The sequence below is a fragment of the Streptomyces sp. SID10853 genome, from assembly GCF_010548145.1.
In the GTDB taxonomy this organism is placed as follows: domain Bacteria; phylum Actinomycetota; class Actinomycetes; order Streptomycetales; family Streptomycetaceae; genus Streptomyces.
This window is the reverse complement of sequence record NZ_JAAGLN010000032.1, coordinates 1-25,147: the sequence shown is the minus strand read 5'-3', so window position 1 is coordinate 25,147 and position 25,147 is coordinate 1. Positions and strand designations below refer to the sequence as shown.

The window sequence follows — 25,147 nt, the reverse complement described above, 5'->3', positions numbered from 1 at the left end:
GGGTCAGGGGCGGTGTACGACGACGGCGCTCCAGGTGAACCCGGCGCCCGCGCTCAGCACGGCGGCGCTCTGGCCGCGTTCGAGGCGGTGCGGGCTCGTGTCGTCGGACAGCGCGGTCAGGTTGGAGATGAGGTCTCCGGCGCCCAGGTGCCCCGTACGGTCGCCGAGGTCGATGAGGGGTGCGTCGGTGACCTCAGCGACGGCGGGCCCGTACACGTCGCGGGCGGTCGCCCGGCCCAGCCTGGGCAGCAGCACCCTGTGCAGCCCCCGGCCGTCTCGGCCGATGCCCGCCTCCCGCAGCGCGGCGGCGAGGACCTCGCTCGTCTCCTGCCGCAGTCGGTTCAGGAACTCCGGTTTGCCGTGCGCGGCGAGGAACGCCTTCTTGGTGCGCCGCACATCCACGGTCGCGCTGCTCGTGTGCGGCGCCGGGTGGAAGAGGCCGAGGTCGCGGTGGGCGGACTCGAATGCGGGCGCGGCCCTGGTCTGCAGGGCGCGCAGGGTGAGTGCGCCCTGCGGCACGGCGTCGGCGGTGGCGGCCCGTGCCAGGACGGCGGCGGTGGCGCCGTCCCCGTACCAGACGCCGTAGTCCCCGCCCCAGCGGTCGAAGCCCGGCCGGGCGAAGCGGTCCCCGGTCGTCACGAGGACCCGTGCGGTGCCGTCGCCGGCCGCGATGTGGTGCACCGCGCTCTGCAGGGCGGCCGCCGCGCCGTTGCACATCTGCTGGATGCCCGTGGGCACGGCGTGGTGGGCGCCGGTCTCAGCGGCCACGTAGTGCGCGGGCGACCAGAAGTCGTGGCCCTGGTAGTAGGTCCAGGCGTGCAGGGTGGCAGTGAGGTCCTGGGCCCGGACACCGGCCCGTGACAGTGCCCGGTGGGCTGCGCGCACCGCCATCTGGGGAGCCGAATCGCCGGGGGACACGGGCAGTTGCTCGTACCCCATCGCGTCGGCCTCCTCGGCCGTCACCCGGCCGTCGGCGAGAGCGTCCACCGTCTTCTGCGCGGCGGGCGGCAGCCACTGGGCCGCCGACAGCCACAGCCGGCCGGTGGTCACAGGCACTCCTCCCCTTCGGGAAGCGCGGTCACCGCGGCCGACGTCGTGGTGTGCATCCGGCCGGAGGCGATGACGTCGCCGTCCTGCTCGAAGTCGATGTAGAAGGTCCGCAGGTTGGGCAGCATCAGGCTGAGGTTGTCCTCATGGGCGTACGGCTCCGTCTTGCGGATGTGGACGGTGGTCGGCGCGTCGAGTTCGGCGTAGCGCATGAAGGAGAAGTCGAAGCCGGCGACCGTCGTCCGGTTCACCGAAGTGCCCCACAGGTCGGAGCCGCCGAGCAGGCACAGCTGGCGGGCGGCCTCCATGAGGACCATGCCCGGCACGTGGTCCTGGCCGTGGTCGAACATGCTGCGGTTGTCGAGCGGGATACGCACGGTGGCGTACGCGCTGTCGGTGCCGACGGTCGCTGAGGAGAGCACCACGTTCGACGGGGAGTTGCGGCCGACGAGGTGCGGGGACACATGGGCGTTGTCGCGCGGGATGTCCTTGAAGGGCACAAGGGGCCGGCCGCGGCCCCGGACGCGCACCTCGTCGTACACCTCGGCGGGTATGTAGCCGACATCCATGCTGACGAAGCCGAGGCAGCGCTTGGCCAGCTTCATGTCGATGCCGAAGGTCAGCCTGCGCACATCGCCCGGAGTGCCGCGCCGGTTGCTGGTGCGCACCGAGATCCGCAGCTCGCCCGGTTCCGCCTCCTCGGGAAGGGTGAGGAGACCGGGCAGCTCCATCGACCAGGACCGCAGCAGGAACTTGCTCTTGCGCGAGACTCCGGCGAACTCGTGGCCGCCATAGGTCTCGGCCTGCCGGCAGCACTCCAAGAGGAGCATCGGGTCGGGGGCGCCGAGCCGCGAGGTGTGCTCGGTGTAGTAGGCGTGGGACGGGGGGAGCTGGGCGGCCGAGAGGTAATTACCCTCACCGGTCTGCCTGCTGTCCGTCAGGAATACCTCGGAGAGCGCCCAGCGGTGGAGCAGGGAGCGGTCCACCGTGCGCATGAATTCGAGATTCGCGGCGCCCGGCTGGCAGGTCTTCTTTTCCTCGGGGTTCATATCAGTCCTCCTGATGCGGCACCAAGGGAGCCGGAAATTCGGAATTTCCTTTTCCCTGCACTCGCTTGATTACATTGTCGATGGGGGACACAAAGCGTTCACTAAAGGCGGCCTCAAGAACGGTGAGGCGGGCTCAGACCGCCCAGGCGAGGGGGCTGCAGTAGGCGCCGGCGGGCCGGTCCCACTCCACGCGCGCGGGCGCAACCGGGGCGTCGTCGCAGACAGCGGCGCGGGCCTGCAAGGTGGCGGTCAGGACCGCGACGAGCGCGGCGAGTTCGTCGGGGGTCGGGTTGCCGCGCACCACACGGAAGGCGGCCTCCCGCAGGACGTCGGGTGCCGTCGCGGCGCTCACAGCGGGGTGATCCCGTGCTTGCGCTGCGGCAGTGTGCGGTGCTTGGTGCGCAGCATGGCCAGCGACCTGGCGAGCACGGCCCGGGTCTCGCCCGGCTCGATGACATCGTCGACGAGCCCGCGTTCGGCCGCGTAGTACGGGTGCATCAGCTCGTCCTTGTACTCCTTGACCATCTGCTCGCGCATGGCCTCGGGGTCGTCGGCGGCGGCTATCCGGCGGCGGAAGATGACGTTGGCGGCGCCCTCGGCGCCCATGACCGCCACCTCGTTGGTGGGCCAGGCGAAGGAGAGGTCGGCTCCGACGGAGCGCGAGTCCATCACGATGTACGCACCGCCGTACGCCTTGCGCATGATCAGCTGGATACGGGGGACCGTGGCGTTGCAGTACGCGTACAGCAGCTTCGCGCCGTGCCGGATGATGCCGCTGTGCTCCTGGTCCACGCCCGGCAGGAAGCCGGGGACGTCGAGCATGGTCACCAGCGGGATGTTGAAGGCGTCGCACAGTGAGACGAACCGGGCTGCCTTCTCGCTGGCCTTGATGTCCAGGACGCCGGCGCAGGCGATGGGCTGGTTGGCGACGACGCCGACGACATGCCCGTCGATCCGGGTCAGCGCGCACACCACGTTGTGCGCGAAGTCGGGCTGCACCTCGAAGAACTCGCCGTCGTCGACGATCTCCTCGATGACGGCCCGGACGTCGTAACCCTGCGAGGGGTCGGCTGGCACGAGGGCGGTGAGCCGGTCGGTGCGCCGGTCCGGCGGATCGTCGCCGGCCACGGCGGGAGGCGCCTGACGGTTGTTCGACGGCAGGAACGACAGCAGGTAGCGCACGTCCTCCAGGCAGCTCACCTCGTCGTCGTACGCGAACGCCGAGACACCTGACACGGACGCGTGCACGTCGGCGCCGCCCAGCTCGTCCATGCTCACGCGCTCCCCGGTGACCGCCTGCACGACGTCCGGGCCCGTGATGAACATCTGCGCCACGCCCCGCACCATGAACGTGAAGTCGGTCAGCGCCGGGGAGTAGGCGGCGCCGCCCGCGCACGGCCCGAGGATCACGCTGATCTGCGGGATCACACCCGATGAGAGAGCGTTGCGGCTGAAGATGCCCCCGTAGCCGGCGAGAGCCGTGACCCCTTCCTGGATACGGGCGCCCGCGCCGTCGCAGAGGCTGACCAGCGGCGCGCCCGAGGACTCGGCCAGGTCCATCAGTTTGTGGATCTTCGCGGCGTGCGACTCACCGAGCGCCCCGCCGAAGATACGGAAGTCATGCGCGTAGACGAAGACCTGCCGGCCCTCGACCGTGCCCCAGCCGGTGATCACACCGTCCGTGTGCGGCCTGCGCGCCTCCAGACCGAAACCGGTGGCGCGGTGCCTGCGCAACCGCTCCAGTTCCGTGAACGAGCCCTCGTCCAGGAGTAGTTCGATGCGTTCCCGCGCGGTGAGCTTGCCCCGGTCGTGCTGCGCCTGGGTCGCCCGCGCCCCTGGTCCCGCGTGGACCTCGGCGCGCAGCCGACGCAGCTCCTCCACCCGCGCGTAACCGCCGGCAGGTCGTTCCGGCTCCGGCTCCGGCCCCGGCTCCCCGGAGACGAGCGGTATTTCCGTGACGGGTTTATCGACGACGGTGGTCATGCCCTGTCCTCCCATCCAACGGGCACCTGAATGGCGCCGTCCGACAAGAAGGGTCGGGGGCGGGCGGCAATGCCCCACTCAAGGCGGGGAAAAGCCGGATTTCTTTTCCATGGCTTGAGCGGTGGCCCCGGATGATCCTTCCTGACCGGCGGACCACCGCCGCAGCAACGGAAGGAATAACCGTGACCACTCACTTTCACGAGCCGTCCGGAACCTCGCCCCGATACGCCGTTCTCTTTCCTGGACAGGGCGTTCAGCGACCGGGGATGGGCGAGCCCTGGCGATCGACCGAGTCCTGGGAACTTGTCGAGTCCGTCTCGCGGGCCTCCGGCTTCGATGTCGCGGAGCTGCTCCTCACCGCCGGCCAGGACGCCCTGTCCCGTACCGATCACGCGCAGATATCCGTGTTCACGGCCTCCCTGCTCGCCTGGTCGGAGTTCCGGAGGCGGGAGTCCGACGCGCGGGTGGGGGCGGTGGCCGGTCACAGCCTCGGCGAGTACACGGCGCTGGTCGCGGCCGGCGTGCTCTCCGTGGCCGACGGCGCCTGGCTGGTGGGCGAGCGGGGCCGGGCCATGGCCAGGGCCGCCCGGCAGCGGAACGGGGCGATGGCCGCGGTGATGGGCGGCGGCATCGACGCTGTCACGGACCTGGTCACCTCGCTCCAGCAGGAGGACGCCGACCTGTGGGTGGCCAACCACAACAGCCCTCAGCAGACGGTGATCGCGGGCAGCCGTACGGCCATCGACGCGGCCGCGTCCCGCGCCACCGCATCCGGCCTGCGCTGCAGCGCGCTCCCCGTCTCGGCCGCCTGCCACAGCCCCTACATGGAACCGGCGAGCGCGGCCCTGCGCCGGGCTCTCGGAATGACGCACTTCGCGGCCGGCGTCCTGCCCGTGGTCGCGAACGTCGACGCCCGCGCGCACTACGGCGGCAGCCAGTGGCAGGAGCTGAGCGGCCGCCAGCTGGTCGGCAGAGTGCGCTGGGTGGAATCGCTGAGGACACTCCACGAGGAACTGGGCTGCACCGACTTCCTCGACATCGGCCCCGGCGGCACCCTTGCGAGCCTGGCCCGCAGGACACTGCCGGAGGTCCCGGCACGCAAGTTCACAGCGCCGGCGACAGTGCCCGCGTAGCCGCTGCGGGCGGGGCGGGGGCAGGGTAGGCGGGGCCGGCGGGGCAAGAGGCGGGGCGGGGCGGGCCGGGGAAAAGCAAAAGCCCCAGGTCACGGCGAGTGAGTCCTGGGGCTTTTACAGGGCCGCCTTCGGGATTCGAACCCGAGACCTACGCATTACGAGTGCGTTGCTCTGGCCAACTGAGCTAAGGCGGCACGCCGTCCTGACCATGGTGCGGTCAGCAGCGACGCCAAGTCTACACAGTTTCCGAGGGTGCTCCCGACACCCCCCGGCCGGTCCTCTCCGTGCAGGTCAGGAGCACTTCTTGCCGTTCTTCGGCGGGGTGCCGTCCAGGAGGTACTTGTTGATCGCCGTGTCGATGCAGTCGCTGCCGCGGCCGTACGCGGTGTGGCCGTCGCCGTCGTAGGTCAGCAGCGTGCCGGAGGACAGCTGGGCCGCCAGGGACTTCGCCCACTTGTACGGGGTCGCCGGGTCGCGGATCGTGCCGACCACCACGATCGGGGCCGCGCCCTTCGCCGTGATGCGGTGAGCGGTGCCGGTGGCGTGCAGCGGCCAGTAGGAGCAGTTCAGGGCCGCCCAGGCGAAGCCCTTGCCGAAGACCGGGGACGCCTTCTCGAAGGACGGCAGGGCCTTGGTGACGGCTGCGGGGCTCTTGAAGGCCGGGGGCAGGTCCAGGCAGTTCACCGCGGCGTTGGCGTACATCAGGTTCGCGTACTTGCCCTTGCTGTCACGCTCGTAGTACGAGTCGGACAGGGCGAGCAGAGCCGCACCGTTTCCGGCCATCGCATGGGTGAGTGCGGTGCGCAGCTGGGGCCAGGAGCCCTCGTCGTACATCGCCGAGATCACCCCGGTCGTGGCGAGCGACTCGCCCAGTTTGCGGCTCTGGCCGGTCGGGATCGGCTTGGCGTCCAGCCGGGAGAAGAACGCCTCCAGGCGGTGTGAGGCGTCGGCCACGGATGTGGTGCCGAGCGGGCAGTCCTTGTGTTTGATGCAGTCGGCGGCGAAGGACTTGAACGCGGTCTCGAAGCCCGCGGTCTGGTCGCGGTTCATCTGCAGCGACGTCAGCGACGGATCCATCGCGCCGTCCAGGACCAGGCGGCCCACCCGGGCCGGGAAGAGTCCCGCGTACGTCGCGCCGAGGAACGTGCCGTACGAGGCGCCCACGTAGTTCAGCTTCTTGTCCCCGAGGATTCCGCGCAGGATGTCCATGTCACGGGCGGCGTCGACCGTGGAGACATGCGGAAGGATCTTGGCCGAGTGCTTCTCGCAGCCCTGCGCGAATTCCTTGAGCGATGTGGTGAGCTTCTTGGTCTCCCCCGCGTTGTCCGGGGTCTGGTCGACCTCCGTGTACGCGTCCATCTGCTTGCCCGTGAGGCATTCGACCGGCTGGCTGCGTGCCACCCCGCGCGGGTCGACGGCCACCATGTCGTAGCGGGCGCGGACCGCAGCGGGGTAGCCGATTCCCGCGTACTGCTGGAGGTAGTCGATCGCCGAGCCCCCGGGGCCACCCGGGTTGACCAGCAGGGAGCCGATCCGCTTTCCGGGGCCGGTGGCCTTCTTGCGGGAGACGGCGAGCTTGATGTCGCCGTCCGACGGCTTCGCGTAGTCGAGCGGCACCTTCATCGTGGAGCACTGGAACCCGGGGGCGCCGCAGGAGCGCCACGACAGTTTCTGGCCGTAGTACGTGGCCAGGTCAGCGGCCGGAGCGGACGTCGCGGCCCCGGCCGTGCTTGCGCCGGTCGCCGAAGCGCCGGACTGCGAAGCGGGGGCCGAGCCACCCGACGAACAGCCCGAAACAAGCAGACCGGCCAGGGCCAGCACGGTGACCGGAGAGGAGAGCAGACGCCTGAAGTCCATTCCCGGAGCGTAGTCCGGCCCTGGCCGAAGGCCCTCTTTTGCGGCCCGTACGAGTGAGCCGTCAACCCGCGCGCAGCGACATCGTCATCGCCTCGACCGCCAGCAGCGGTGCCACGTTCCGGTCGAGAGCCTGGCGGCAGGCCGTGATGGCTTCTATCCGGCGCAGGGTGCTCTCCGGGCTCGAACTCAGCGCGATCCGGTCCAGCGAATCCCTGACGTCCTCGTTGGCGACGGCCACCTTGGAGCGCAGCTGGAGCGCCAGCACGTCCCGGTAGAAGCCGGTCAGGTCGGTGAGCGCGAGGTCGAGCGTGTCGCGCTGCGTACGGGTCGAGCGGCGCTTCTGCCGGTCGGCCAGCTCTTTCATCGCCCCCGCCGTGCCACGGGGCATCCGCCCACCGGCCGAAGCGCCGAGCGCCGCCTTCAGGTCTTCGGTCTCCTTGGTGTCGGCCCCCTCAGCGACCTCCTTGGCGTCCTCGGTCGCGGCGTCGATCAGCTCCTGGGCCGACTTCAGACAGCCGCCGATCTCCGCGACGCGCAGCGGCATCCGGAGCACGGCGGCGCGTCTGGCCCGGGCGCGCTCGTCGGTGGCCAGGCGGCGCGCCCTGCCGATGTGGCCCTGGGTCGCACGCGCCGCGTCCATGGCGGCCTGGGGCTCGATGCCGTCCCGTGCGACCAGGAGCTCGGCCACCGCCTCCACGGGCGGTGTGCGGAGGGTCAGATTGCGGCAGCGGGAGCGGATGGTCGGCAGCACGTCCTCCAGGGACGGCGCACAGAGCAGCCACACCGTACGGGGAGCCGGCTCCTCGACGGCCTTGAGCAGCACATTCCCCGCGCCCTCGGTGAGGCGGTCCGCGTCCTCCATGACGATGACCTGCCAGCGGCCGACCGCCGGTGAGAGCTGGGCGCGGCGGACCAGCTCTCGTGTCTCCTTCACGCCGATGGAGAGCTGGTCCGTACGGACGACCTCGACATCCGCGTGCGTACCGACAAGGGCAGTGTGGCAGCCCTCGCAGAAGCCGCAGCCGGGGACTCCACCGAGCGCACGGTCCGGGCTGACGCACTGGAGGGCCGCCGCGAAGGCACGGGCCGCGGTGGACCGGCCGGAGCCGGGCGGTCCCGTGAACAGCCAGGCATGCGTCATGGTCGACTTCGACATGCCGTCGGTGGAGCTGTGCTCGCTGGTGGCGGTGACGAGCGCGTCGGCGTCACGGGCGGCGGCGGCGAGCTGCGTCTGGACGCGGTCCTGGCCGACCAGGTCGTCCCATACGGGCATGCTGTCGCCCCCCTCTCTCTTCTTGCCAGCCTCTTTTTGCACCGGTGCCGAACGGTCTGTTCCGCACGGACGGTTCCGCACGGTGGCGCTGTGCGGTGGTGCTGTGTGGTCTCCATTGTGGCGCAGGGGTCTGACAGTACGGTCCGGTCCCAGCCCGCCATGTCCCGCCCGGCCTCCCGCAGCCTCGTTGTCCACAGCCTGTGTGTTCCGGGGGCCCACACAGCACCGCGGGCCCGGAGGACGGTGAAGTCCTCCGGGCCCGCAGGTCGTGACCCAGTTCGGTCAGCGCCGTCCCTTGCCCCGGCCTCTGCCCCTGTTGTCCTGGTCCTCGTCCTCGCGGTCCGAGCCCAGCAGTTCGTCCGCCAGCGAGGGCAGGTCGTCGAGCGGAGTCTCCTCCGCCCAGTCCGAGCGGCGGCGCGGGCGGTCCGGATCGATCTGCGGCAGCTCGCGGGTCCGCTCGTTCGCGTTCTCCGGCGGCGACTGGTGCGGCTGCCCGGAGTGCTCGTCCCTGAAGTACCCGGGCGGCACCCGGTCCGCGGGAGTCGCGCCCGGCAGCTGCGCCTGCGGCAGAACCGCCGTCTCCTCCGAGTCCGCGGTGGATCCCGCACCCGGCGCCGGCCCCGGACCGGGCTCGTCCGCCGGGTCGGACAGCCTGGCGGCCCACGAAGGACCCGCCGACCGCCCGGACCTCGCAGCACCCTCCGCCTGCGAACCCTGCGACCCTTGCGACCCCTGCGAACTCTGCGAGGGGTGAGCACCCGAGGCACCCGAGGCACCCGACGGGGCGGCCGCACCACCGGATCCGCCGGACGTCCCGGACTCCCCCGCGCCCTCCGCGAACTTCGGGATGACCGTCGTCTCGTCCGAGTCGGACGACGGCGGGGTGGGCCGCACCGCCACCGGCTGAGTCACCTCGTTGCCGCCCATCACAGGCGTCTCGACAGTCGTCTCGCTGTCAGCAACCCCGGTGCTGCCCGAAGCCGTCGCCGTCTTCGCCGCCTCGGCGGCCTCCGCCTCGGCCTGCCTGCGAGCCTCCTCGGCCCGGAGCAGCGCCTGCTCGGCCTTGCGCTGCTTCTCCTTGCGGCGCTCATCGGCCTCCGCGCGGAGCCGCTCCTGCTCTTCCTTCTGCCTGCGGAGCCGCTCCTGCTCCTGCTCGCGCGCCTGCGCCTCGGCCTCACGGCGGAGCCGCTCCTCCTCGGCGAGACGCCTGGCCTCCTCGGCCTGCCGGCGCGCCTCCTCGGCCTGGCGCTCCTCCTCACGCCGCCGCGCCTCTTCGAGCTCGCGGCGCTTGCGCTCCTCCTCCTCGGCCCGGAGCTTCGCGAGCTGTGCCTGGCGCTCGCGCTCCAGCCGCTCCTCCTCCGCCTTGCGGGCCGCTTCCTCCTCGGCCTTCCTGCGGGCCTCCTCCTCGGCGGCCTTCCGCGCCTCTTCCTGAGCCTTGATCTCGGCTTCGGAGAGCGGGAGCAGCTGGTCGAGGCGGTGGCGTACGACCGTGGTGATCGCGTCCGGTTCCTGCGCCCCGTCCACCACCAGATAGCGGCCGGGATCGGCAGCGGCGAGCGTCAGGAACCCGGACCGCACCCGCTGGTGGAATTCGGCGGGCTCGGACTCCAGCCGGTCGGGCGCCTCGGTGAAGCGCTCGCGCGCGGCCTCAGGCGAGACGTCGAGCAGCACCGTCAGATGCGGAACGAGACCGCCGGTCGCCCAGCGGTTGATACGGCTGATCTCGGTCGGCGCCAGTTCACGGCCCGCGCCCTGGTAGGCCACCGACGAGTCGATGTAGCGGTCGGAGATGACGATCGCGCCACGCTCCAGGGCGGGCAGGACGACCGAGTCGATGTGCTCGGCGCGGTCGGCCGCGTACAGCAGCGCCTCCGCGCGGTTGGACAGACCTGCCGACGCCACGTCGAGCAGGATCGAACGCAGCCGCTTGCCGACGGGGGTCGCACCCGGTTCGCGGGTGACGACGACCTCGTGGCCCTTGGCACGGATCCACTCCGCGAGCGCCTCGACCTGGGTGGACTTGCCGGCCCCGTCGCCGCCTTCGAATGCGAGGAAGAAACCGGTCGCCGCAGGGGCCTGGACCGGGTCGGCGCCGCCGCGCAGCGCGTCCCGCAGATCGTGGCGCAGCGGTACGCCCGTACGGTCGTCCGCCTTGACCAGGACGAGCGCGGCCACCGGCAGCAGCAGCGCGCCGACCAGCATCAGTGTGAAGGCGGCGCCGCCATGGGCGAAGACGAAGCTGCCGTTGCCGAGGTGGTGCGGACCGATCAGGGCGGCGACCAGCGGGGCCACGATCGCGCCCAGCGCGATGGCGACCCGTACGACCGCCTGGAGGTGCCCGGTGGTCCTGGCCCGCCTGCTGTCCTCGGTCTCCTGGTCGATCAGGGTGTGCGCGGTGTTCGCGGAGACACCGGCCGACCAGCCGGCGACGGCGGCGATCAGCACGACGGTCGCGGTGTCCGGGACCAGGCCCATGACCAGCAGCGCCACACCGGTCAGAGTGATCGCCAGCGCGAGCAGCCTGCGGCGGGAGAGACCCGGGAGGGTCTTGGGGGCGGTGCGGATACCGGCGGCCGTGCCCGCGGTCAGGACGAGGACGAGCAGCGCGAAGGCGACCGGGCCGCCGTCGAGGTCGATGGCGTCCAGTACGGCGACGGCGGCGGCGGACGCGATGGCTCCGGCGACGGCGGCAGCGGCCAGCACCAGCAGCGGGACGGTCCCGGTGCGGCCCTTGTCCGGACCGTTGGCACCGGCGGGGCGGCGCAGCCCCTCCAGCGGGGAGCGCGCGCGCGGCGTCTGGCCGTCGGGCAGCTCCAGGAAGTACAGCGTCGATACGGACGCGGCGAAGAGACCGGCCGCGGCGTAGGAGCCGAGCGCGGCCTGGTGCTGTGAGAACCAGTCGATGCCCGATCCCAGCAGCTTGCTGATCAGTGTGGCGACCAGCAGTGCGGCCGCGGCCGCCGGGATGGCGAGGAAGGCCGTACGCAGCGAGAGCTTGCGCAGCGCTTCGAGGTGGTCGGGCAGACCTCGCACCGCGACGCTCTCCGGCGGCGGCTTCGGCAGCAGCGCGGGTGCGGTGCTCTCCTTGGCCACGGTCCAGAAGCGCTCGGCGACACCCGTGACGAAGACCGTGGCCAGCAGGGCGGCAGGCGCGTCGGCCGGCGTCCAGTTGACCCACAGCGGGGCGATGATCAGCAGGGCGACCCGCAGGCCGTCCGCTCCGATCATGGTCCAGCGGCGGTCGAGCGGCCCGTCCGGCGCGGTCAGCGCGGCCACCGGGCCGAGCAGTACGGCACCGAAGAGCAGGGTGGCAAGGGCCCGCGCGCCGAATACGGCGGCTACGGCGAAGGCGGCACCGCGGTACCCGCCCCCGAAGGATTCTTGCGAGACCGCCGCCTGCAACGAAAGAAGCAGCAGCACGAGAAGGGCGAGGGTGTCGCCGATATTGCCGACGAGCTGGGCGCTCCACAACCGCCGGAGCGGAGGGATGCGCAACAGGGCCCGTACGGCACGCTCGCGTGAGTCTGCGGCTAGTTCGTCGGAGGTGGGGCTCACGACCGTTGGCTGCTCGGCTCGCGTCATCCGGCCAGCCTATCCGGAAGGCCCACATCCATGCCGGGCCCCCCGAACATTTGGACGGCCGGTACGCCGCGCCCATTGCGGACGCGCCGTACCGGCCGTTGGATCCATCGTGTTCCCGCACGCCAGGACCGCGGTGCGTGCGGACTCCGGTGCGCAGTGCGCCGGTTCACCCGCGGCACCCGCCTCACGGCAGCGCGGGGCCCCGGTGCCGCGTCCTACTCGTCGGACGAGGCCGTGGCGCCGGTCTTCTGTGCGGCCTTCTTGGCGGGGGCCTTCTTGGCCGGAGCCTTCTTCGCCGCCGTGGTGGTCTTCTTCGCCGCGGTCTTCTTGGTGGCCGTGGTGGTCTTCTTCGCCGCCGTCTTCTTCGCCGCCGTCTTCTTGGCCGGGGCCTTCTTGGCGGTCTTCTTCTTCGCCGGGCCCTTGGCGCGCTTCTCGGCGAGCAGTTCGTAACCGCGCTCGGGCGTGATGTCCTCGACGCTGTCGTCGGTCCGCAGCGTCGCGTTCGTCTCGCCGTCCGTGACGTACGCGCCGAACCGGCCGTCCTTCACGACGACGGGACGCTCGCTGACCGGGTCGGTGCCCAGCTCCTTGAGCGGCGGCTTGGCCGCGGCACGCCCACGCTGCTTCGGCTGGGCGTAGATCGCCAGCGCCTCGTCGAGCGTGATGTTGAAGAGCTGGTCCTCGGTCTCCAGGGAGCGCGAGTCGGTGCCCTTCTTGAGGTACGGGCCGTACCGGCCGTTCTGCGCGGTGATCTCGACGCCCTCGGCGTCCGTGCCGACCACCCGGGGCAGCGACATCAGCTTGAGCGCTTCGGCCAGCGTGACCGTGTCGAGCGACATCGACTTGAAGAGCGAGGCGGTCCGCGGCTTCACCGCGTTCTTGCCGGTCTTCGGGGTGCCCTCGGGAAGGACCTCCGTGACGTACGGGCCGTACCGGCCGTCCTTCGCCACGATCTGGTGGCCCGACTCGGGATCGGTGCCCAGCTCGAAGTCGCCGCTCGGCTTGGCGAGCAGCTCCTCGGCGAACTCGACGGTCAGCTCGTCGGGCGCCATGTCGTCGGGGACGTCGGCGCGCTGGTGGTTCTCGGAGTCCTTCTCACCGCGCTCGATGTACGGGCCGTACCGGCCGACTCGCAGCACGATCCCCTCGCCCACCGGGAAGGACGAGATCTCCCGGGCGTCGATGGCGCCCAGGTCGGTGACGAGCTCCTTGAGCCCGCCGAGGTGGTCGCCGTCGCCGTTCCCGGCGGCGGATGCGGTGCCGGTGCCCGCGTCGCCCTCGCCGAAGTAGAACCGCCTCAGCCACGGCACGGACTTGGCCTCGCCGCGCGCGATGCCGTCGAGGTCGTCCTCCATCCGTGCGGTGAAGTCGTAGTCGACGAGCCGCCCGAAGTGCTTCTCCAGCAGGTTGACCACGGCGAAGGAGAGGAAGGAGGGGACCAGTGCGGTGCCCTTCTTGAAGACATAGCCGCGGTCGAGGATGGTGCCGATGATCGACGCGTACGTCGAGGGACGGCCGATCTCCCGCTCTTCCAGCTCCTTGACCAGCGATGCCTCGGTGTAGCGGGCCGGCGGCTTGGTGGAGTGGCCGTCGACGGTCATCTCCTGGGCGGAGAGCGCGTCGCCCTCGGCGACCTGCGGCAGCCTGCGCTCGCGGTCGTCCAGCTCGGCGTTCGGGTCGTCGGCCCCTTCGACGTACGCCTTCATGAAGCCGTGGAAGGTGATCGTCTTGCCGGAGGCCGAGAACTCGGCGACCCGGCCGTCGGACGAGGTGCCCGCGATCTTGACGGTGACGGAGTTACCGACCGCGTCCTTCATCTGGGAGGCGACGGTCCGCTTCCAGATCAGCTCGTACAGCCGGAACTGGTCACCGGAGAGACCGGTCTCGGCAGGCGTACGGAACCGGTCGCCCGAGGGGCGGATCGCCTCGTGCGCCTCCTGTGCGTTCTTGACCTTGCCGGCGTACGTGCGCGGCTTGTCCGGCAGGTAGTCGCCGCCGTACAACTGCGTGACCTGGGCACGGGCCGCGCCGACCGCGGTGTCCGAGAGGGTCGTGGAGTCCGTACGCATATAGGTGATGAAGCCGTTCTCATACAGCTTCTGGGCCACCTGCATGGTCGACTTCGCACCGAATCCCAGCTTGCGGCTGGCCTCCTGCTGGAGGGTCGTCGTACGGAACGGGGCGTACGGCGAGCGGCGGTACGGCTTGGACTCGACCGAGCGCACCGCGAAGGCCGAGTCGGCCAGCGCGGCGGCGAGCGCCCGGGCATTGGCCTCGTCAAGGTGCAGGACGTCGCTCTTGAGCTGTCCCGTGGAGTTGAAGTCACGGCCCTGGGCGACCCGGCGGCCGTCCACCGAATTCAGCCGGGCCACGAGGGTCGACGGGTCGGATGCGTCGCCCTGGCGGCCGGTGGAGAACGTGCCGGTGAGGTCCCAGTACTCAGCAGAACGGAACGCGATGCGTTCGCGTTCCCGTTCGACGACCAGCCGGGTCGCGACGGACTGCACACGGCCCGCCGAGAGGCGCGGCATGACCTTCTTCCACAGGACCGGGGAGACCTCGTAGCCGTAGAGACGGTCGAGGATCCGGCGGGTTTCCTGCGCGTCGACCATGCGCTTGTTGAGCTCGCGCGGATTGGCGACGGCGGCCCTGATCGCTTCCTTGGTGATCTCGTGGAAGACCATCCGGTGGACCGGGACCTTGGGCTTCAGGACCTCCTGGAGGTGCCACGCGATGGCTTCGCCCTCGCGGTCCTCATCGGTGGCGAGGAAGAGTTCATCGGACTCCGCGAGGAGGTCCTTGAGCTTCCTGACCTGCGCCTTCTTGTCGGCGTTGACGACATAGATGGGCTGGAAGTCATTGTCGACGTCCACGCCGAGGCGGCGCACCTCGCCGGTGTACTTGTCCGGCACCTCGGCGGCACCGTTCGGGAGGTCGCGGATGTGCCCGACGCTCGCCTCGACGACATAACCCGGGCCGAGATAGCCCTTGATCGTCTTCGCCTTGGCGGGCGACTCGACAATGACGAGTCGGCGGCCACCGTGTGCGGTCTCGCTGGTCGGGGACAACGTGGCTCTTCTCTCCGGTCGGCACTCGGTGGTCATGCTCGCTGCGGAGTGTGACGGTACATCCCGTCCCCGTGTCAAACGGCAAAAGCCCGCAACGGCCACTGGAACGGTAACCCGACTACCGGCATTTCTGCCGCCCGGATCGGCCCACTGCCCTCGCCGGAGCCTCGCTCAGCCCCCTGCGGGGCTCCGCCGCGGAGCCCCGGAGGCGGCACGGCGGGTGATCGTCAGAGGCGGGTGAAGCACCACACCCCCAGGGCGAGTGACACCACGCCGGACACCACCGCCAGAACGCGGGCGCGGGTGGGGTCCACCCCCTCCGCCACCGGCGCACGACGGAGCGTGCGCGCCCCGGTCCACAGCAGCAGCGCACCCCCGAACAGTGCGAATGTCGTTCCGGCGAAGACCGCGGGCGCGCTCTCCATGTCCGTACCATCCCGTCCCCGAGTGCCAGGACGGCGAGGCTGGCACGCCGGGACGACACCGGCGCGAACGACGGGTGAACGGCGGGCGCGGGCGACCGGCCAGTGGGCGGGACGGCGGCCGGGCGACGGCCGCGGCCCGACGCCGGGCCGCTCCGGCCGGCCGGCCGGGCTTCCGGCGGACCTTCGGACCTCGGCCGGACCGGCGCTTCTCTGACGGACTGGTGGTTCGCGGAGGGACCGGTGGTTCTCGGACGGACCGGTGGTTCGCTGAGGGACCGGTGGTTCGCGGACGCCCGCAGGCGGACCGGCGGTTCTCGGACAGATGCAGGCGACCGGCGGTCAGACGGCCGCGGCCGGCGGGCCCACCGGGTCGAGGAAGCCCTCCTCGACCAGCAGCCTGATGGACTGCGGGGTGCGGTCCCTGAGCACCACCGGGTCCTCACCGAGCAACTGGGCGATGGCGTCCAGGATCTGCCCGGCGGAGAGCGTCCCGTCACACACGCCGGCGAAGCCCGCCCCCACCGTGTCGACCTTGGTCGCCCTGCGCATACCGCGGTTCTGCCGGAGGATCACATGTTCGGGGTCCTCGGCGCCCGGCATGCCGACCTGCTCCTGCACCACCTCGGGCGCGAGCCTGAAGTACCCGGCGAGGAGGGCCGCGTCGTCGTGGTCGCGCAGATAGTCCCTGCGCTCGAAGTGCGCCCGTACGGTCTCGCCGAGCGGCTGCTCGACCGGGTGCGGCCACTCCTCCACCACGATCGACGGACGGTCGGACCCCGACTTGTGCAGCGTGATCCAGCCGAAGCCGACCGCCTTGGTCCGCCGGGCGTCGAACTCGTCGAGCCACGCCTCGTACCGCTCGGCGTAGGCGTCGGGGTCCGCGCGGTGGTCGCCGCTGTCGCGCAGCCACAGCTCCGCGTACTGCGTGATGTCCTGCACCTCGCGCTGCACGATCCACGCGTCGCAGCCGCGCGGCACCCAGGAGCGAAGCCGGTCCTGCCACTCCTCGCCTTCCACATGCTGCCAGTTGGCCAGGAACTGGGCGTATCCCCCCGTGTTCAGATGGGCACCGGCCTCCGACACGAGCGAGCGGCAGAGATCGTCCCCGCCCATCCCGCCGTCCCGGTAGGTCAGCCGGGCTCCGGGCGAGATGACGAACGGCGGGTTGGACACGATCAGGTCGTACGCCTCGCCCGCCACCGGCTCGAAGAGCGAACCGTCGCGGAGGTCCGCCGCGGGGGCACCGGACAGCGCGAGGGTGAGACGGGTGAAGGCGAGCGCCCGCGGGTTGAGGTCGGTGGCCGTCACAGCAGTCGCGTGCTGCGCGGCGTGCAGCGCCTGGATGCCTGATCCGGTACCGAGGTCGAGCGCCCGCCCGACAGGCGTACGAACGGTGATCCCGGCGAGCGTGGTGGACGCCCCGCCGACCCCCAGCACCACGCCTTCGTCATGGCTGCCGATGCCACCGGCGCCACCGACCCCGCACCCCGGGTCCGAGACGATGAACCAGTCCTGCCCCTCCGGGCCTCCGTACGGCCTGACGTCCACCGTCGCCCGTACGCCGTCGTCCGCGCGCACCACCCAGCCGTCCGTGACGCACTCCTCCAACGGCAGTGCGGCCGCGGCCTGCTCGGCGGGGACGGTCTGCTGGAGCAGGAAGAGCCGCACCAGCGTCTCCAGCGGTGTCCGGCCACGCGTGGCGCGCAGCGCGGGCACCGTCTCGCTGCGGGCCAGCGCGGCGTACGCGGGCGCGCCGAGCAGGTCGAGCAGGCCGTCCGCGGTGAACGCGGCGGCGAGCAGCGCCTCACGGATCAGGGGCGAGTGGTCGGGCGCGGGAAGACTGGTCGTACTCACCGCTCCATTGTGGCTGCTCCCACTGACAACGCCCGCACCGAGCGCGGCGGACAGCGGAAAACCGCTGATGGCTGACACCCCGGCCGCGGTCGGGGTGTCAGCCATCAGCGGTCGCCGGCCGGTCGGCCGGGCTCCGCCGCGCTACGCCTTGGAGGGCGCGACGGTGGGGGACGGCGAGGACGTCGCGACCTTGCACGCGTCCTGGTTGAGCAGCGCCTTGCCCGTGTCGCCGGAGAAGAGCTTCTTGTAGGCGGTCTCGTCGATCTTCTTCATGTTCTCGCCGATGCTCTTGAGGCCGTCGGAGAACTTCTGCTGGTCCTTGACGTTCAACGCGTCGACCTGCTTCTTCAGGCCGGCGTACGCCTTCGAGTTGGCGTTCAGCTCGGTGATGGCGTCCTGCTGGATCTTCTTGCCGTCGTCACCGGGCGGCGGCCCGGCCTTCTTGAGCCCGGCGGCGATGGCCGCGTCGGCCGAGGACAGGTCCTGGAACGCGGCCGAGTCGGCCTTCTGGATGTCCGCGGGCTTGCCGTCCGCCGCCACGGCGGTGATCTGCTGGTTGGCCTTGTTGATCTTCGTCAGCTGGGGCCCGATGTCGCCGCAGAGCGACTTGGCCCAGTCGTTCGTCTTGTCACTGCTGCTGTCACCGCAGCCCGACAACGCCAGTACCAGTACCGCACCGCCGGACAGTGCGGCAGCAAGCTTCTTGTTCACCGGATTGGTCCCTTCCAAGGCTCTCGGCCCCGGAACATACACGCCAAGTGGGCGACATTCGCGTGTCGTGCGCCCGTTTTTGACCGCATTAAAGCCATTTGCACCAAAACGGGGCGGGAGAGACAAGGCTCACGGGAGCAGGACCATGCACCGGCATACAGCGAGGGGCGGACATGCCGTCAGCACGGCCTGACCGCCCCCCGCCTGATGGGCCATTACCGGCGCCGCACAGGAGCTGCACCGGGGCTGTCGGGCGCCCCTGATCGGTACAGCCCGCGCTCCCCACAGCTAGGGGCTGTCCTGGGCGGCCACCGCAGGGCCCGCCGTCTCGCCGGCTTCTTCCTCCGCTCCGCCCACGGAGACGCCCCGCCGCTTCGACACGTACACCGCGCCGACGATGACCACGATGGCGACCGCCGCCACCACGGCCCGCACCGGAGCACTGGCGTTGTCCCCGTAGCTGAACCTCACCACCGCGGGCGCGATCAGCAGCGCCACCAGGTTCATCACCTTGAGCAGCGGGTTGATCGCCGGGCCCGCCGTGTCCTTGAACGGGTCGCCGACCGTGTCGCCGATGACGGTCGCCGCATGGGCGTCGCTGCCCTTGCCGCCGTGGTGGCCGTCCTCGACGAGTTTCTTGGCGTTGTCCCACGCGCCACCGGAGTTGGCCAGGAAGACGGCCATCAGGGTGCCGGCCCCGATCGCGCCCGCGAGGAACGAGCCGAGCGCCCCGACGCCGAGGGTGAAACCGACCGCGATGGGCGCCATCACCGCGAGCAGGCCCGGCGTGGTCAGCTCGCGCAGGGCGTCCTTGGTGCAGATGTCGACCACCCGGCCGTACTCGGGCTTCTCGCTGTAGTCCATGATCCCGGGGTGCTCGCGGAACTGCCGCCTGACCTCGTAGACCACGGACCCGGCCGAGCGTGAGACCGCGTTGACGGCGAGCCCCGAGAAGAGGAAGACGACCGCGGCGCCGAACATCAGGCCCACCAGGTTGTTGGGCTGGGAGATGTCCATGCTCAGGCCGAGTTCACCCGCCTTGGCGTGTACGTCGTCGACGGCCGTGGCGAGGGCGTCGCGGTAGGAACCGAAGAGCGCCGAGGCCGCGAGCACCGCCGTCGCGATGGCGATGCCCTTGGTGATGGCCTTGGTGGTGTTGCCGACCGCGTCCAGGTCGGTGAGCACCTGGGCGCCCGCGCCTTCGACGTCGCCGGACATCTCGGCGATGCCCTGCGCGTTGTCGGAGACCGGGCCGAAGGTGTCCATCGCGACGATGACACCGACGGTGGTGAGCAGGCCCGTTCCTGCCAGAGCCACCGCGAAGAGGGCGAGCATGATCGACGTACCGCCGAGCAGGAACGCCCCGTACACCCCGAGCCCGATGAGCAGCGCGGTGTAGACAGCGGACTCCAGCCCGATGGCGACCCCCGCGAGCACCACGGTCGCGGCGCCGGTGAGTGACGACTTGCCGATGTCCCTGACCGGGCGGCGGCTGGTCTCGGTGAAGTAGCCGGTCAGCTGCTGGATGAGCGCGGCCAGGACGATACCGATGGCGACCGCCACCAGGGCGAGGGTCCTCGGATCGCCGCTGTGCGCCCGGATGGTCGCGTCGGTGACGCCGTGCAGGTCGCCGTACGAACCGGGCAGATAGGTGTAGACCGCCGCGGCCACCAGGACCAGGGAGATCACGGCGGAGATGAAGAAGCCGCGGTTGATCGCGGACATCCCGCTGCGGTCGGAGCGCCGCGGGGCGACCGCGAAGATTCCGATCATCGCGGTGACCACGCCGATCGCCGGGACGATCAGGGGGAAGGCGAGGCCGGAATTCCCGAAGGCGGCCTTACCGAGGATGAGGGCGGCGACGAGCGTGACGGCGTAGGACTCGAAGAGGTCGGCGGCCATACCCGCGCAGTCGCCGACGTTGTCACCCACGTTGTCCGCGATGGTCGCGGCGTTGCGCGGGTCGTCCTCCGGAATGCCCTGCTCCACCTTGCCGACCAGGTCGGCACCGACATCGGCGGCCTTGGTGAAGATACCGCCGCCGACCCTCATGAACATGGCGATCAGTGCGGCGCCGAGCCCGAAGCCCTCCAGCACCTTGGGCGCGTCGGCCGCGTAGACGAGCACGACGCAGGAGGCACCGAGCAGGCCGAGGCCCACGGTGAACATGCCGACCACGCCGCCCGTACGGAAAGCGATCTTCATTGCCTTGTGCGAGACAGCGGTGAGATCCTTTTCCGGCTCACCCTCCCCCGGAGTCGCTTCCCGGGCCGCTGCCGCCACGCGCACATTCGCTCTTACGGCGAGCCGCATGCCGATGTATCCGGTGATCGCCGAGAAAAGCGCACCGACCAGGAAGAAGACGGAACGCCCCGCGCGCTGGGACCAGTCGTCGGCCGGGAGCAGGAAGAGCAGGAAGAACACGACGACGGCAAAGACGCCCAGTGTGCGCAACTGCCTGCCCAGATAGGCATTCGCGCCTTCCTGCACCGCTGCCGCGATCTCTTTCATCGAATCGGTGCCCTCGCCGGCGGCCAGCACCTGACGTACCAGCAGCTGGGCGACGAGCAGGGCCGCCAGCGCCACCACGGCGATGACGATCACGATGATCCGGTTGCCGTCGGTGAGGGCCGCGGCCGCGAGGGATGTGGAGTGTTCGGACTGCTGTGGGTTGAGGAGCCCCGCCATTCGTCCTCCTTGATGCTCAGAGCTCAAGATGTGGACGGATTGTAGGGAGCGGATCCTGATCAAAACAGGGCGCGGTAAACGGAATTGATCCCCGTCTGAATAAACCTGCTCCGGAGCACAAAGAGAAAGTAATGGGGCAGAGGCATTCAATGGGATGCGCGTTGCGGCACGCAATACAACTCAGGGATCAAGGAAAACAAAAAAGGCCCTGCTGAGCAGGGCCGGTAAAGGGGACGGCAGTCCGGTCGGGGCGATCAGGGCGGTCAGGGCAGCTCGGCCGCCGATGCCGTCGGCCACGTCATACGGATGACTCCGCCGGCCTCGCCGGAAGTGACCTCCACATCGTCGACCAGACCACTGATGACCGCGAGGCCCATCTCGTCCTCACCGTCCGCGGAGCCGTCCAGGGACGGGTCGGCGCCCCCCACGGCCGGAGCGTCGGACGCCCCGGAATCCGCGGAGGCCGCACCGCCCGTACTCGGCACCTCGTCCCCGACTTCGATGGAGAAAGACTTCTCCTCCTCGATCAGTACGACGCGGACGGGCGCCGAGATGCCATTGCCGCGGTGGAGACCCACCGCACGGGAACACGCCTCGCCGACCGCGAGTCTCACTTCGTCCAGCACGGCCTCATCGACCCCGGCCCGGCGTGCCACGGCGGCCGCCACCAGGCGAGCCGTCCTCACATGTTCGGGCTGGGCGCTGAAACGGAGTTCAACGGTGGCCATGCGGTCCCCCTCAGACGTACGGGCGTGCTTCTCGGGGGGACCGGGCTGGGAGCCCGGTACCCCTGCGTTCTTCCTCCGGAGCCGTCAGTCGGTTGCCGCGACGGCTTCATCGACCGTGGTGTGGATCGGAAACACCTTGGTCAGACCGGTGATACGGAAGATCTTGAGAATGCGCTCCTGGTTGCAGACCAGGCGCAGCGAGCCCTCATGGGCACGCACGCGCTTCAGGCCGCCTACGAGCACGCCGAGTCCGGTGGAGTCGAGGAAGTCCACGCCCTCCATGTCGACGACCAGGTGGTAACTGCCGTCGTTCACCAACTCGACCAACTGCTCGCGCAGCTTGGGCGCGGTATATACATCAATCTCGCCACCGACCTCGACGACCGTACGGTCGCCACCAGGCCCGGACACATTGCGAGTCGACAGGGACAGGTCCACGGATCCTCCAGCACCTTGCTATCGAGCGGCCGCCCCACGTGGTCTCCCCGGCGGAGCCAGGGAACGGATCGCCAGCCGCGATGGCATTCAATCACTTACCAGCAGGCATGCACGACGCCTTCAGCCCATTGTCCGTCATGCCGGTGACACACTCGGTACCGATGGCCAAGAATCAACGCTCCGGACAACCCACCGGGGACACGGGTGCACGACCCGGTCCGCGGCAGATACTCGACCGTCTCTCCGCAGGGCAGAACCGGGCTTCGCGCATCACTCATACGGAGCACCTGCCCCCGCGAGCGGGGCGCCATGCCGTCTGGCCCGATCGCATCCGGCCCGAAGTGATTGCGTCCATTCAGGCACTGGGCATCGAACATCCATGGGCCCATCAGGCCACAGCCGCCGAACATGCGCTCGACGGCGAATCTGTGATCATCGCCACGGGTACGGCCTCGGGCAAGTCGCTCGCGTACCTCGCACCGGTCCTCTCGGCCCTCCTGGACGGCTCGGAGGCGCCCAACGGCCGGGGCGCCACCGCCCTCTACCTCGCCCCCACCAAGGCCCTCGCCGCCGACCAGCGGCGCTCCTTCCGGGAGCTGGCCGCGCCACTGGGCCATGGCATCAGACCGGCCGTCTACGACGGTGACACGCCCGTCGAAGAGCGCGAATGGGTACGTCAGTTCGGCAACTACGTCCTCACCAATCCGGACATGCTGCACCGCGGGATCCTGCCCTCCCACCCGCGCTGGGCCTCCTTCCTGCGCGCACTGCGGTACGTGGTCATCGACGAGTGCCACACCTACCGGGGCGTCTTCGGCTCGCATGTGGCGCAAGTGGTGCGCCGGCTGCGCCGCCTCTGCGCCCGCTACGGCTCCGACCCCGTCTTCCTCCTGGCATCCGCCACCGCGGCGCAGCCGGCTGTGACCGCGCGCCGTCTCACCGGCCTCCCCGTGCACGAGGTGGCCGACGACGCCTCTCCCCGCGGCGAACTGGTCTTCGCCCTGTGGGAGCCGCCGCTCACCGAACTCCACGGCGAGCAGGGCGCTCCCGTACGGCGTACCGCCACTGCCGAGACAGCCGACCTCCTCACCGATCTGACCGTGCAGGGTGTCCGCTCGGTCGCCTTCGTACGGTCCCGGCGCGGCGCGGAGCTGATCTCCGTCATCGCCCAGGAACGTCTGGCCCAGGTCGACCGCTCGCTGGTCTCCAGGGTCGCCGCCTACCGGGGCGGCTACCTCCCCGAGGAACGCCGCGCCATCGAAGCCGCCCTGCACTCCGGCGAACTGCTCGGCCTCGCCGCCACCACCGCCCTGGAACTCGGCATCGACGTCTCGGGGCTGGACGCCGTCGTCATCGCCGGCTACCCGGGCACCCGGGCGTCCCTCTGGCAGCAGGCGGGGCGGGCGGGCCGCTCGGGCGGCGGCGCTCTCGCCGTCCTGGTGGCCCGTGACGATCCGCTGGACACCTACCTCGTCCACCACCCGGAAGCTCTCTTCCAGCAGCCGGTGGAGTCCACCGTCCTGGACCCGGACAACCCGTACGTCCTCGCCCCCCATCTGTGCGCGGCCGCGGCGGAACTACCGCTCACAGCCTCCGATCTGGACCTCTTCGGTCCGGCGGCCGCCGGACTGATGCCGCAGCTGGAGACCGCGAAACTGCTGCGCCGCCGGGGAAAGTCCTGGTACTGGACCCGGCGGGAGCGGGCCGCGGACCTCACCGACATCCGCGGCGAGGGCGGCCGCCCCGTCCAGATCGTCGAGGCGGGCACCGGCCGGCTCCTCGGCACGGTCGACGAAGCCTCCTCCCACACCACCGTCCACGACGGCGCCGTGCACCTCCACCAAGGACGCACCTACGTGGTGAAGCACCTGGACCTGGAGGATTCCGCCGCCCTCGTCGAGGAGGCCGGGCCGCCGTACTCGACCACCGCACGGGACACCACCGCCATCGCCGTCCTGGAGACCGACACCGAAATCCCCTGGGGCACCGGGCGGCTCTGCTACGGGTCCGTCGAGGTCACCAACCAGGTGGTCTCCTTCCTGCGCCGCAGGCTCATCACCGGGGAAGTGCTCGGTGAGACCAAGCTCGACCTGCCACCCCGCACCCTGCGCACCCGGGCCGTGTGGTGGACGGTCACCGAGGACCAGCTCGATGCCGCCCGCATCAACCCGGAACAGCTCGCGGGCGCCCTGCACGCCGCAGAACACGCCTCCATCGGCATGCTGCCGCTCTTCGCCACCTGCGACCGCTGGGACATCGGGGGCGTCTCCATCCCCCTGCACCCGGACACCCTGCTGCCGACGGTCTTCGTGTACGACGGCCACCCCGGCGGGGCGGGCTTCGCCGAACGGGCCTTCCACACGGCCCGTGAATGGCTCACCGCGACCCGGGAAGCCATCGCATCCTGCGAGTGCGAAGCGGGCTGCCCCTCCTGCATCCAGTCCCCGAAATGCGGCAACGGCAACGACCCCCTGCACAAACGAGGCGCCGTACGCCTCCTCACGGAACTCCTCCGCGAAGCTCCTGCCACTGATTCACCCGATTCACCCGATCGGGCGAATCCTTCGGAGGCGGCGGAAGCAGTGGAGACGGTGGAGACAGCGCGGGCGGGCGAGGCGGGCGACCGCTCCGGGACGAGAGATCGTCCGGGGGGCCGGCCCGGGCTCTGACCCTCGGTGCATAAGGCCCGAACCGCGCCTCCGCCGTCAGGTCGGCGATCCCGTCCCTCACCGCGCACCGCACCACCCTGGCCCCCTGCGCTCCGGCCACCCTCACCGCCGCAGCACACGCGGTGCTCTGCCCCTGCAGCGCGCGGTCGGCGGCTGCCAAGGCCGCCAGGTCGGCCGCCCCACCAGCCCGGTGACGGGCCGCCACACCCTGCCCCATCGCAAGCAGGGCCGCGAAGATCACGCAGAGGGAGGCCATCGCCATGGCCACCCACACCGTCGCCGAGCCGCGGTCGTTCCGATACCGTCCGAACCTCCTCATGCTCATGTCCGTACCTCCGCCTTCTCCGACAGTGCGCGCGTTCCGCCCTTCGTCCTGCCGGCGTTGGCTGAGCCCCTGCTCCCGGCAGCCCTGACGGAGCCAGTGGCGTCACCGGGGCCGCCGGGCTCGTCAGGATTGCCGGGGATGCCCGGGCCGCTCACCCGGGACTCGTCGAGCGCGGCCGCTTCCGCCTTGAGCGTCAGGCTGAGGGCGCCGGGCCCCGGCGTCGGCGCTTCCACCCGGACCCGCCACAGCTCCCCCGCACGGTCCATCGTGACGCGGGCGCCGCGCGGGGCCGCCGACCGGGCAGCGGCGACCGCGGC

17 protein-coding genes, 1 tRNA gene and 1 pseudogene are annotated in these 25,147 nt (G+C 70.7%); 2 read left to right on the top strand and 17 right to left on the bottom strand.

Annotated elements, in window-relative coordinates; translation table 11 throughout:
• Positions 1-3 precede the first annotated feature (3 nt).
• The 4 genes from G3I19_RS09415 to G3I19_RS09400 all read right to left on the bottom strand — a co-directional run bounded on the left by G3I19_RS09415 (position 4) and on the right by G3I19_RS09400 (position 4,079).
• The gene (locus G3I19_RS09415; protein ID WP_164261963.1) at positions 4-1,050 is read right to left on the bottom strand and encodes a ketoacyl-ACP synthase III family protein; all 1,047 of its coding nucleotides are present in this window, start codon (positions 1,048-1,050) and stop codon (positions 4-6) included.
• Positions 1,047-2,096 (bottom strand): AfsA-related hotdog domain-containing protein, encoded by a 1,050-nt coding sequence (locus tag G3I19_RS09410; RefSeq protein ID WP_164261960.1) that lies wholly within the window; start codon positions 2,094-2,096, stop codon positions 1,047-1,049. Before G3I19_RS09410 ends, G3I19_RS09415 begins: the two co-directional genes overlap by 4 nt.
• A gap of 133 nt (positions 2,097-2,229) precedes the next feature.
• Positions 2,230-2,448 carry an acyl-CoA carboxylase subunit epsilon gene (locus G3I19_RS38240; protein ID WP_164261958.1) on the bottom strand — a complete coding sequence of 73 codons (219 nt, stop codon included), beginning with the start codon at positions 2,446-2,448 and terminating at the stop codon, positions 2,230-2,232.
• A complete protein-coding gene (locus tag G3I19_RS09400) occupies positions 2,445-4,079 on the bottom strand; it encodes an acyl-CoA carboxylase subunit beta (protein ID WP_164261955.1) in 1,635 nt (544 codons plus the stop codon). The genes G3I19_RS38240 and G3I19_RS09400 overlap by 4 nt, the downstream gene beginning before the upstream one ends.
• Positions 4,080-4,261: 182 nt before the next feature.
• On the opposite strand from G3I19_RS09400, the gene G3I19_RS09395 reads away from it, so the two are divergent.
• Positions 4,262-5,212, top strand: a complete 951-nt coding sequence (locus G3I19_RS09395) for an ACP S-malonyltransferase (protein ID WP_343235038.1) — start codon at positions 4,262-4,264, stop codon at positions 5,210-5,212.
• Positions 5,213-5,332: 120 nt separating this feature from the next.
• Here G3I19_RS09395 and G3I19_RS09390 read toward each other — a convergent pair.
• The 11 genes from G3I19_RS09390 to G3I19_RS09340 form a co-directional block, all read right to left on the bottom strand.
• A tRNA-Thr gene (locus G3I19_RS09390) sits at positions 5,333-5,406 on the bottom strand.
• 97 nt (positions 5,407-5,503) lie between these two features.
• Entirely contained in the window at positions 5,504-7,069 is a 1,566-nt protein-coding gene (locus G3I19_RS09385) for an alpha/beta hydrolase (protein ID WP_164261950.1), read from the bottom strand.
• Between the two features lie 61 nt (positions 7,070-7,130).
• Positions 7,131-8,342 (bottom strand): DNA polymerase III subunit delta', encoded by a 1,212-nt coding sequence (locus G3I19_RS09380; protein WP_164261947.1) that lies wholly within the window; start codon positions 8,340-8,342, stop codon positions 7,131-7,133.
• 282 nt (positions 8,343-8,624) lie between these two features.
• Positions 8,625-11,924, bottom strand: a complete 3,300-nt coding sequence (gene tmk / locus G3I19_RS09375; RefSeq protein ID WP_164261944.1) for a dTMP kinase — start codon at positions 11,922-11,924, stop codon at positions 8,625-8,627.
• 215 nt (positions 11,925-12,139) lie between these two features.
• Complete coding sequence (gene topA, locus G3I19_RS09370; protein ID WP_164261941.1) at positions 12,140-14,992, bottom strand: type I DNA topoisomerase; 2,853 nt, start codon at positions 14,990-14,992, stop codon at positions 12,140-12,142.
• A 227-nt stretch (positions 14,993-15,219) separates the two neighbouring features.
• Positions 15,220-15,417 (bottom strand): hypothetical protein, encoded by a 198-nt coding sequence (locus G3I19_RS09365; RefSeq protein ID WP_164261938.1) that lies wholly within the window; start codon positions 15,415-15,417, stop codon positions 15,220-15,222.
• Positions 15,418-15,756: 339 nt separating this feature from the next.
• Positions 15,757-17,271, bottom strand: a complete 1,515-nt coding sequence (locus G3I19_RS09360) for a class I SAM-dependent methyltransferase (RefSeq protein ID WP_343235037.1) — start codon at positions 17,269-17,271, stop codon at positions 15,757-15,759.
• A 141-nt stretch (positions 17,272-17,412) separates the two neighbouring features.
• Positions 17,413-17,982 (bottom strand): small secreted protein, encoded by a 570-nt coding sequence (locus G3I19_RS09355; RefSeq protein WP_164261933.1) that lies wholly within the window; start codon positions 17,980-17,982, stop codon positions 17,413-17,415.
• Between the two features lie 288 nt (positions 17,983-18,270).
• Positions 18,271-20,670 carry a sodium-translocating pyrophosphatase gene (locus G3I19_RS09350; protein ID WP_164261930.1) on the bottom strand — a complete coding sequence of 800 codons (2,400 nt, stop codon included), beginning with the start codon at positions 20,668-20,670 and terminating at the stop codon, positions 18,271-18,273.
• A gap of 263 nt (positions 20,671-20,933) precedes the next feature.
• On the bottom strand, positions 20,934-21,398 hold the full coding sequence (locus G3I19_RS09345; RefSeq protein ID WP_164261927.1) for an ATP-binding protein: 465 nt from the start codon (positions 21,396-21,398) through the stop codon (positions 20,934-20,936).
• Between the two features lie 84 nt (positions 21,399-21,482).
• Positions 21,483-21,836, bottom strand: a complete 354-nt coding sequence (locus G3I19_RS09340; protein ID WP_003967428.1) for an STAS domain-containing protein — start codon at positions 21,834-21,836, stop codon at positions 21,483-21,485.
• An 80-nt stretch (positions 21,837-21,916) separates the two neighbouring features.
• Between G3I19_RS09340 and G3I19_RS09335 the strand changes: the two genes are divergently transcribed.
• Entirely contained in the window at positions 21,917-24,505 is a 2,589-nt protein-coding gene (locus G3I19_RS09335; RefSeq protein ID WP_203599369.1) for a DEAD/DEAH box helicase, read from the top strand.
• A gap of 40 nt (positions 24,506-24,545) precedes the next feature.
• On the opposite strand, the pseudogene G3I19_RS37355 reads toward G3I19_RS09335, so the two are convergent.
• A pseudogene (locus G3I19_RS37355) lies at positions 24,546-24,824 on the bottom strand (Rv3654c family TadE-like protein); the annotation flags it as partial.
• Between the two features lie 2 nt (positions 24,825-24,826).
• Positions 24,827-25,147 (bottom strand): TadE family type IV pilus minor pilin (locus tag G3I19_RS09325; protein ID WP_275402710.1); only part of this gene is annotated, 321 nt, incomplete at its 5' end.

What these genes read in the sequence shown, in the direction of transcription:
- G3I19_RS09410 (WP_164261960.1), bottom strand. Translation starts at nt 2,096, where the DNA reads ATGAACCCCGAGGAAAAGAAGACCTGCCAGCCGGGCGCCGCGAATCTC.
- G3I19_RS09365 (WP_164261938.1), bottom strand. Translation starts at nt 15,417, where the DNA reads ATGGAGAGCGCGCCCGCGGTCTTCGCCGGAACGACATTCGCACTGTTC.
- G3I19_RS09380 (WP_164261947.1), bottom strand. Translation starts at nt 8,342, where the DNA reads ATGCCCGTATGGGACGACCTGGTCGGCCAGGACCGCGTCCAGACGCAG.
- G3I19_RS09335 (WP_203599369.1), top strand. Translation starts at nt 21,917, where the DNA reads ATGGCATTCAATCACTTACCAGCAGGCATGCACGACGCCTTCAGCCCA.
- tmk (WP_164261944.1), bottom strand. Translation starts at nt 11,924, where the DNA reads ATGACGCGAGCCGAGCAGCCAACGGTCGTGAGCCCCACCTCCGACGAA.
- G3I19_RS09350 (WP_164261930.1), bottom strand. Translation starts at nt 20,670, where the DNA reads ATGGCGGGGCTCCTCAACCCACAGCAGTCCGAACACTCCACATCCCTC.
- G3I19_RS09345 (WP_164261927.1), bottom strand. Translation starts at nt 21,398, where the DNA reads ATGGCCACCGTTGAACTCCGTTTCAGCGCCCAGCCCGAACATGTGAGG.
- G3I19_RS09400 (WP_164261955.1), bottom strand. Translation starts at nt 4,079, where the DNA reads ATGACCACCGTCGTCGATAAACCCGTCACGGAAATACCGCTCGTCTCC.
- G3I19_RS09385 (WP_164261950.1), bottom strand. Translation starts at nt 7,069, where the DNA reads ATGGACTTCAGGCGTCTGCTCTCCTCTCCGGTCACCGTGCTGGCCCTG.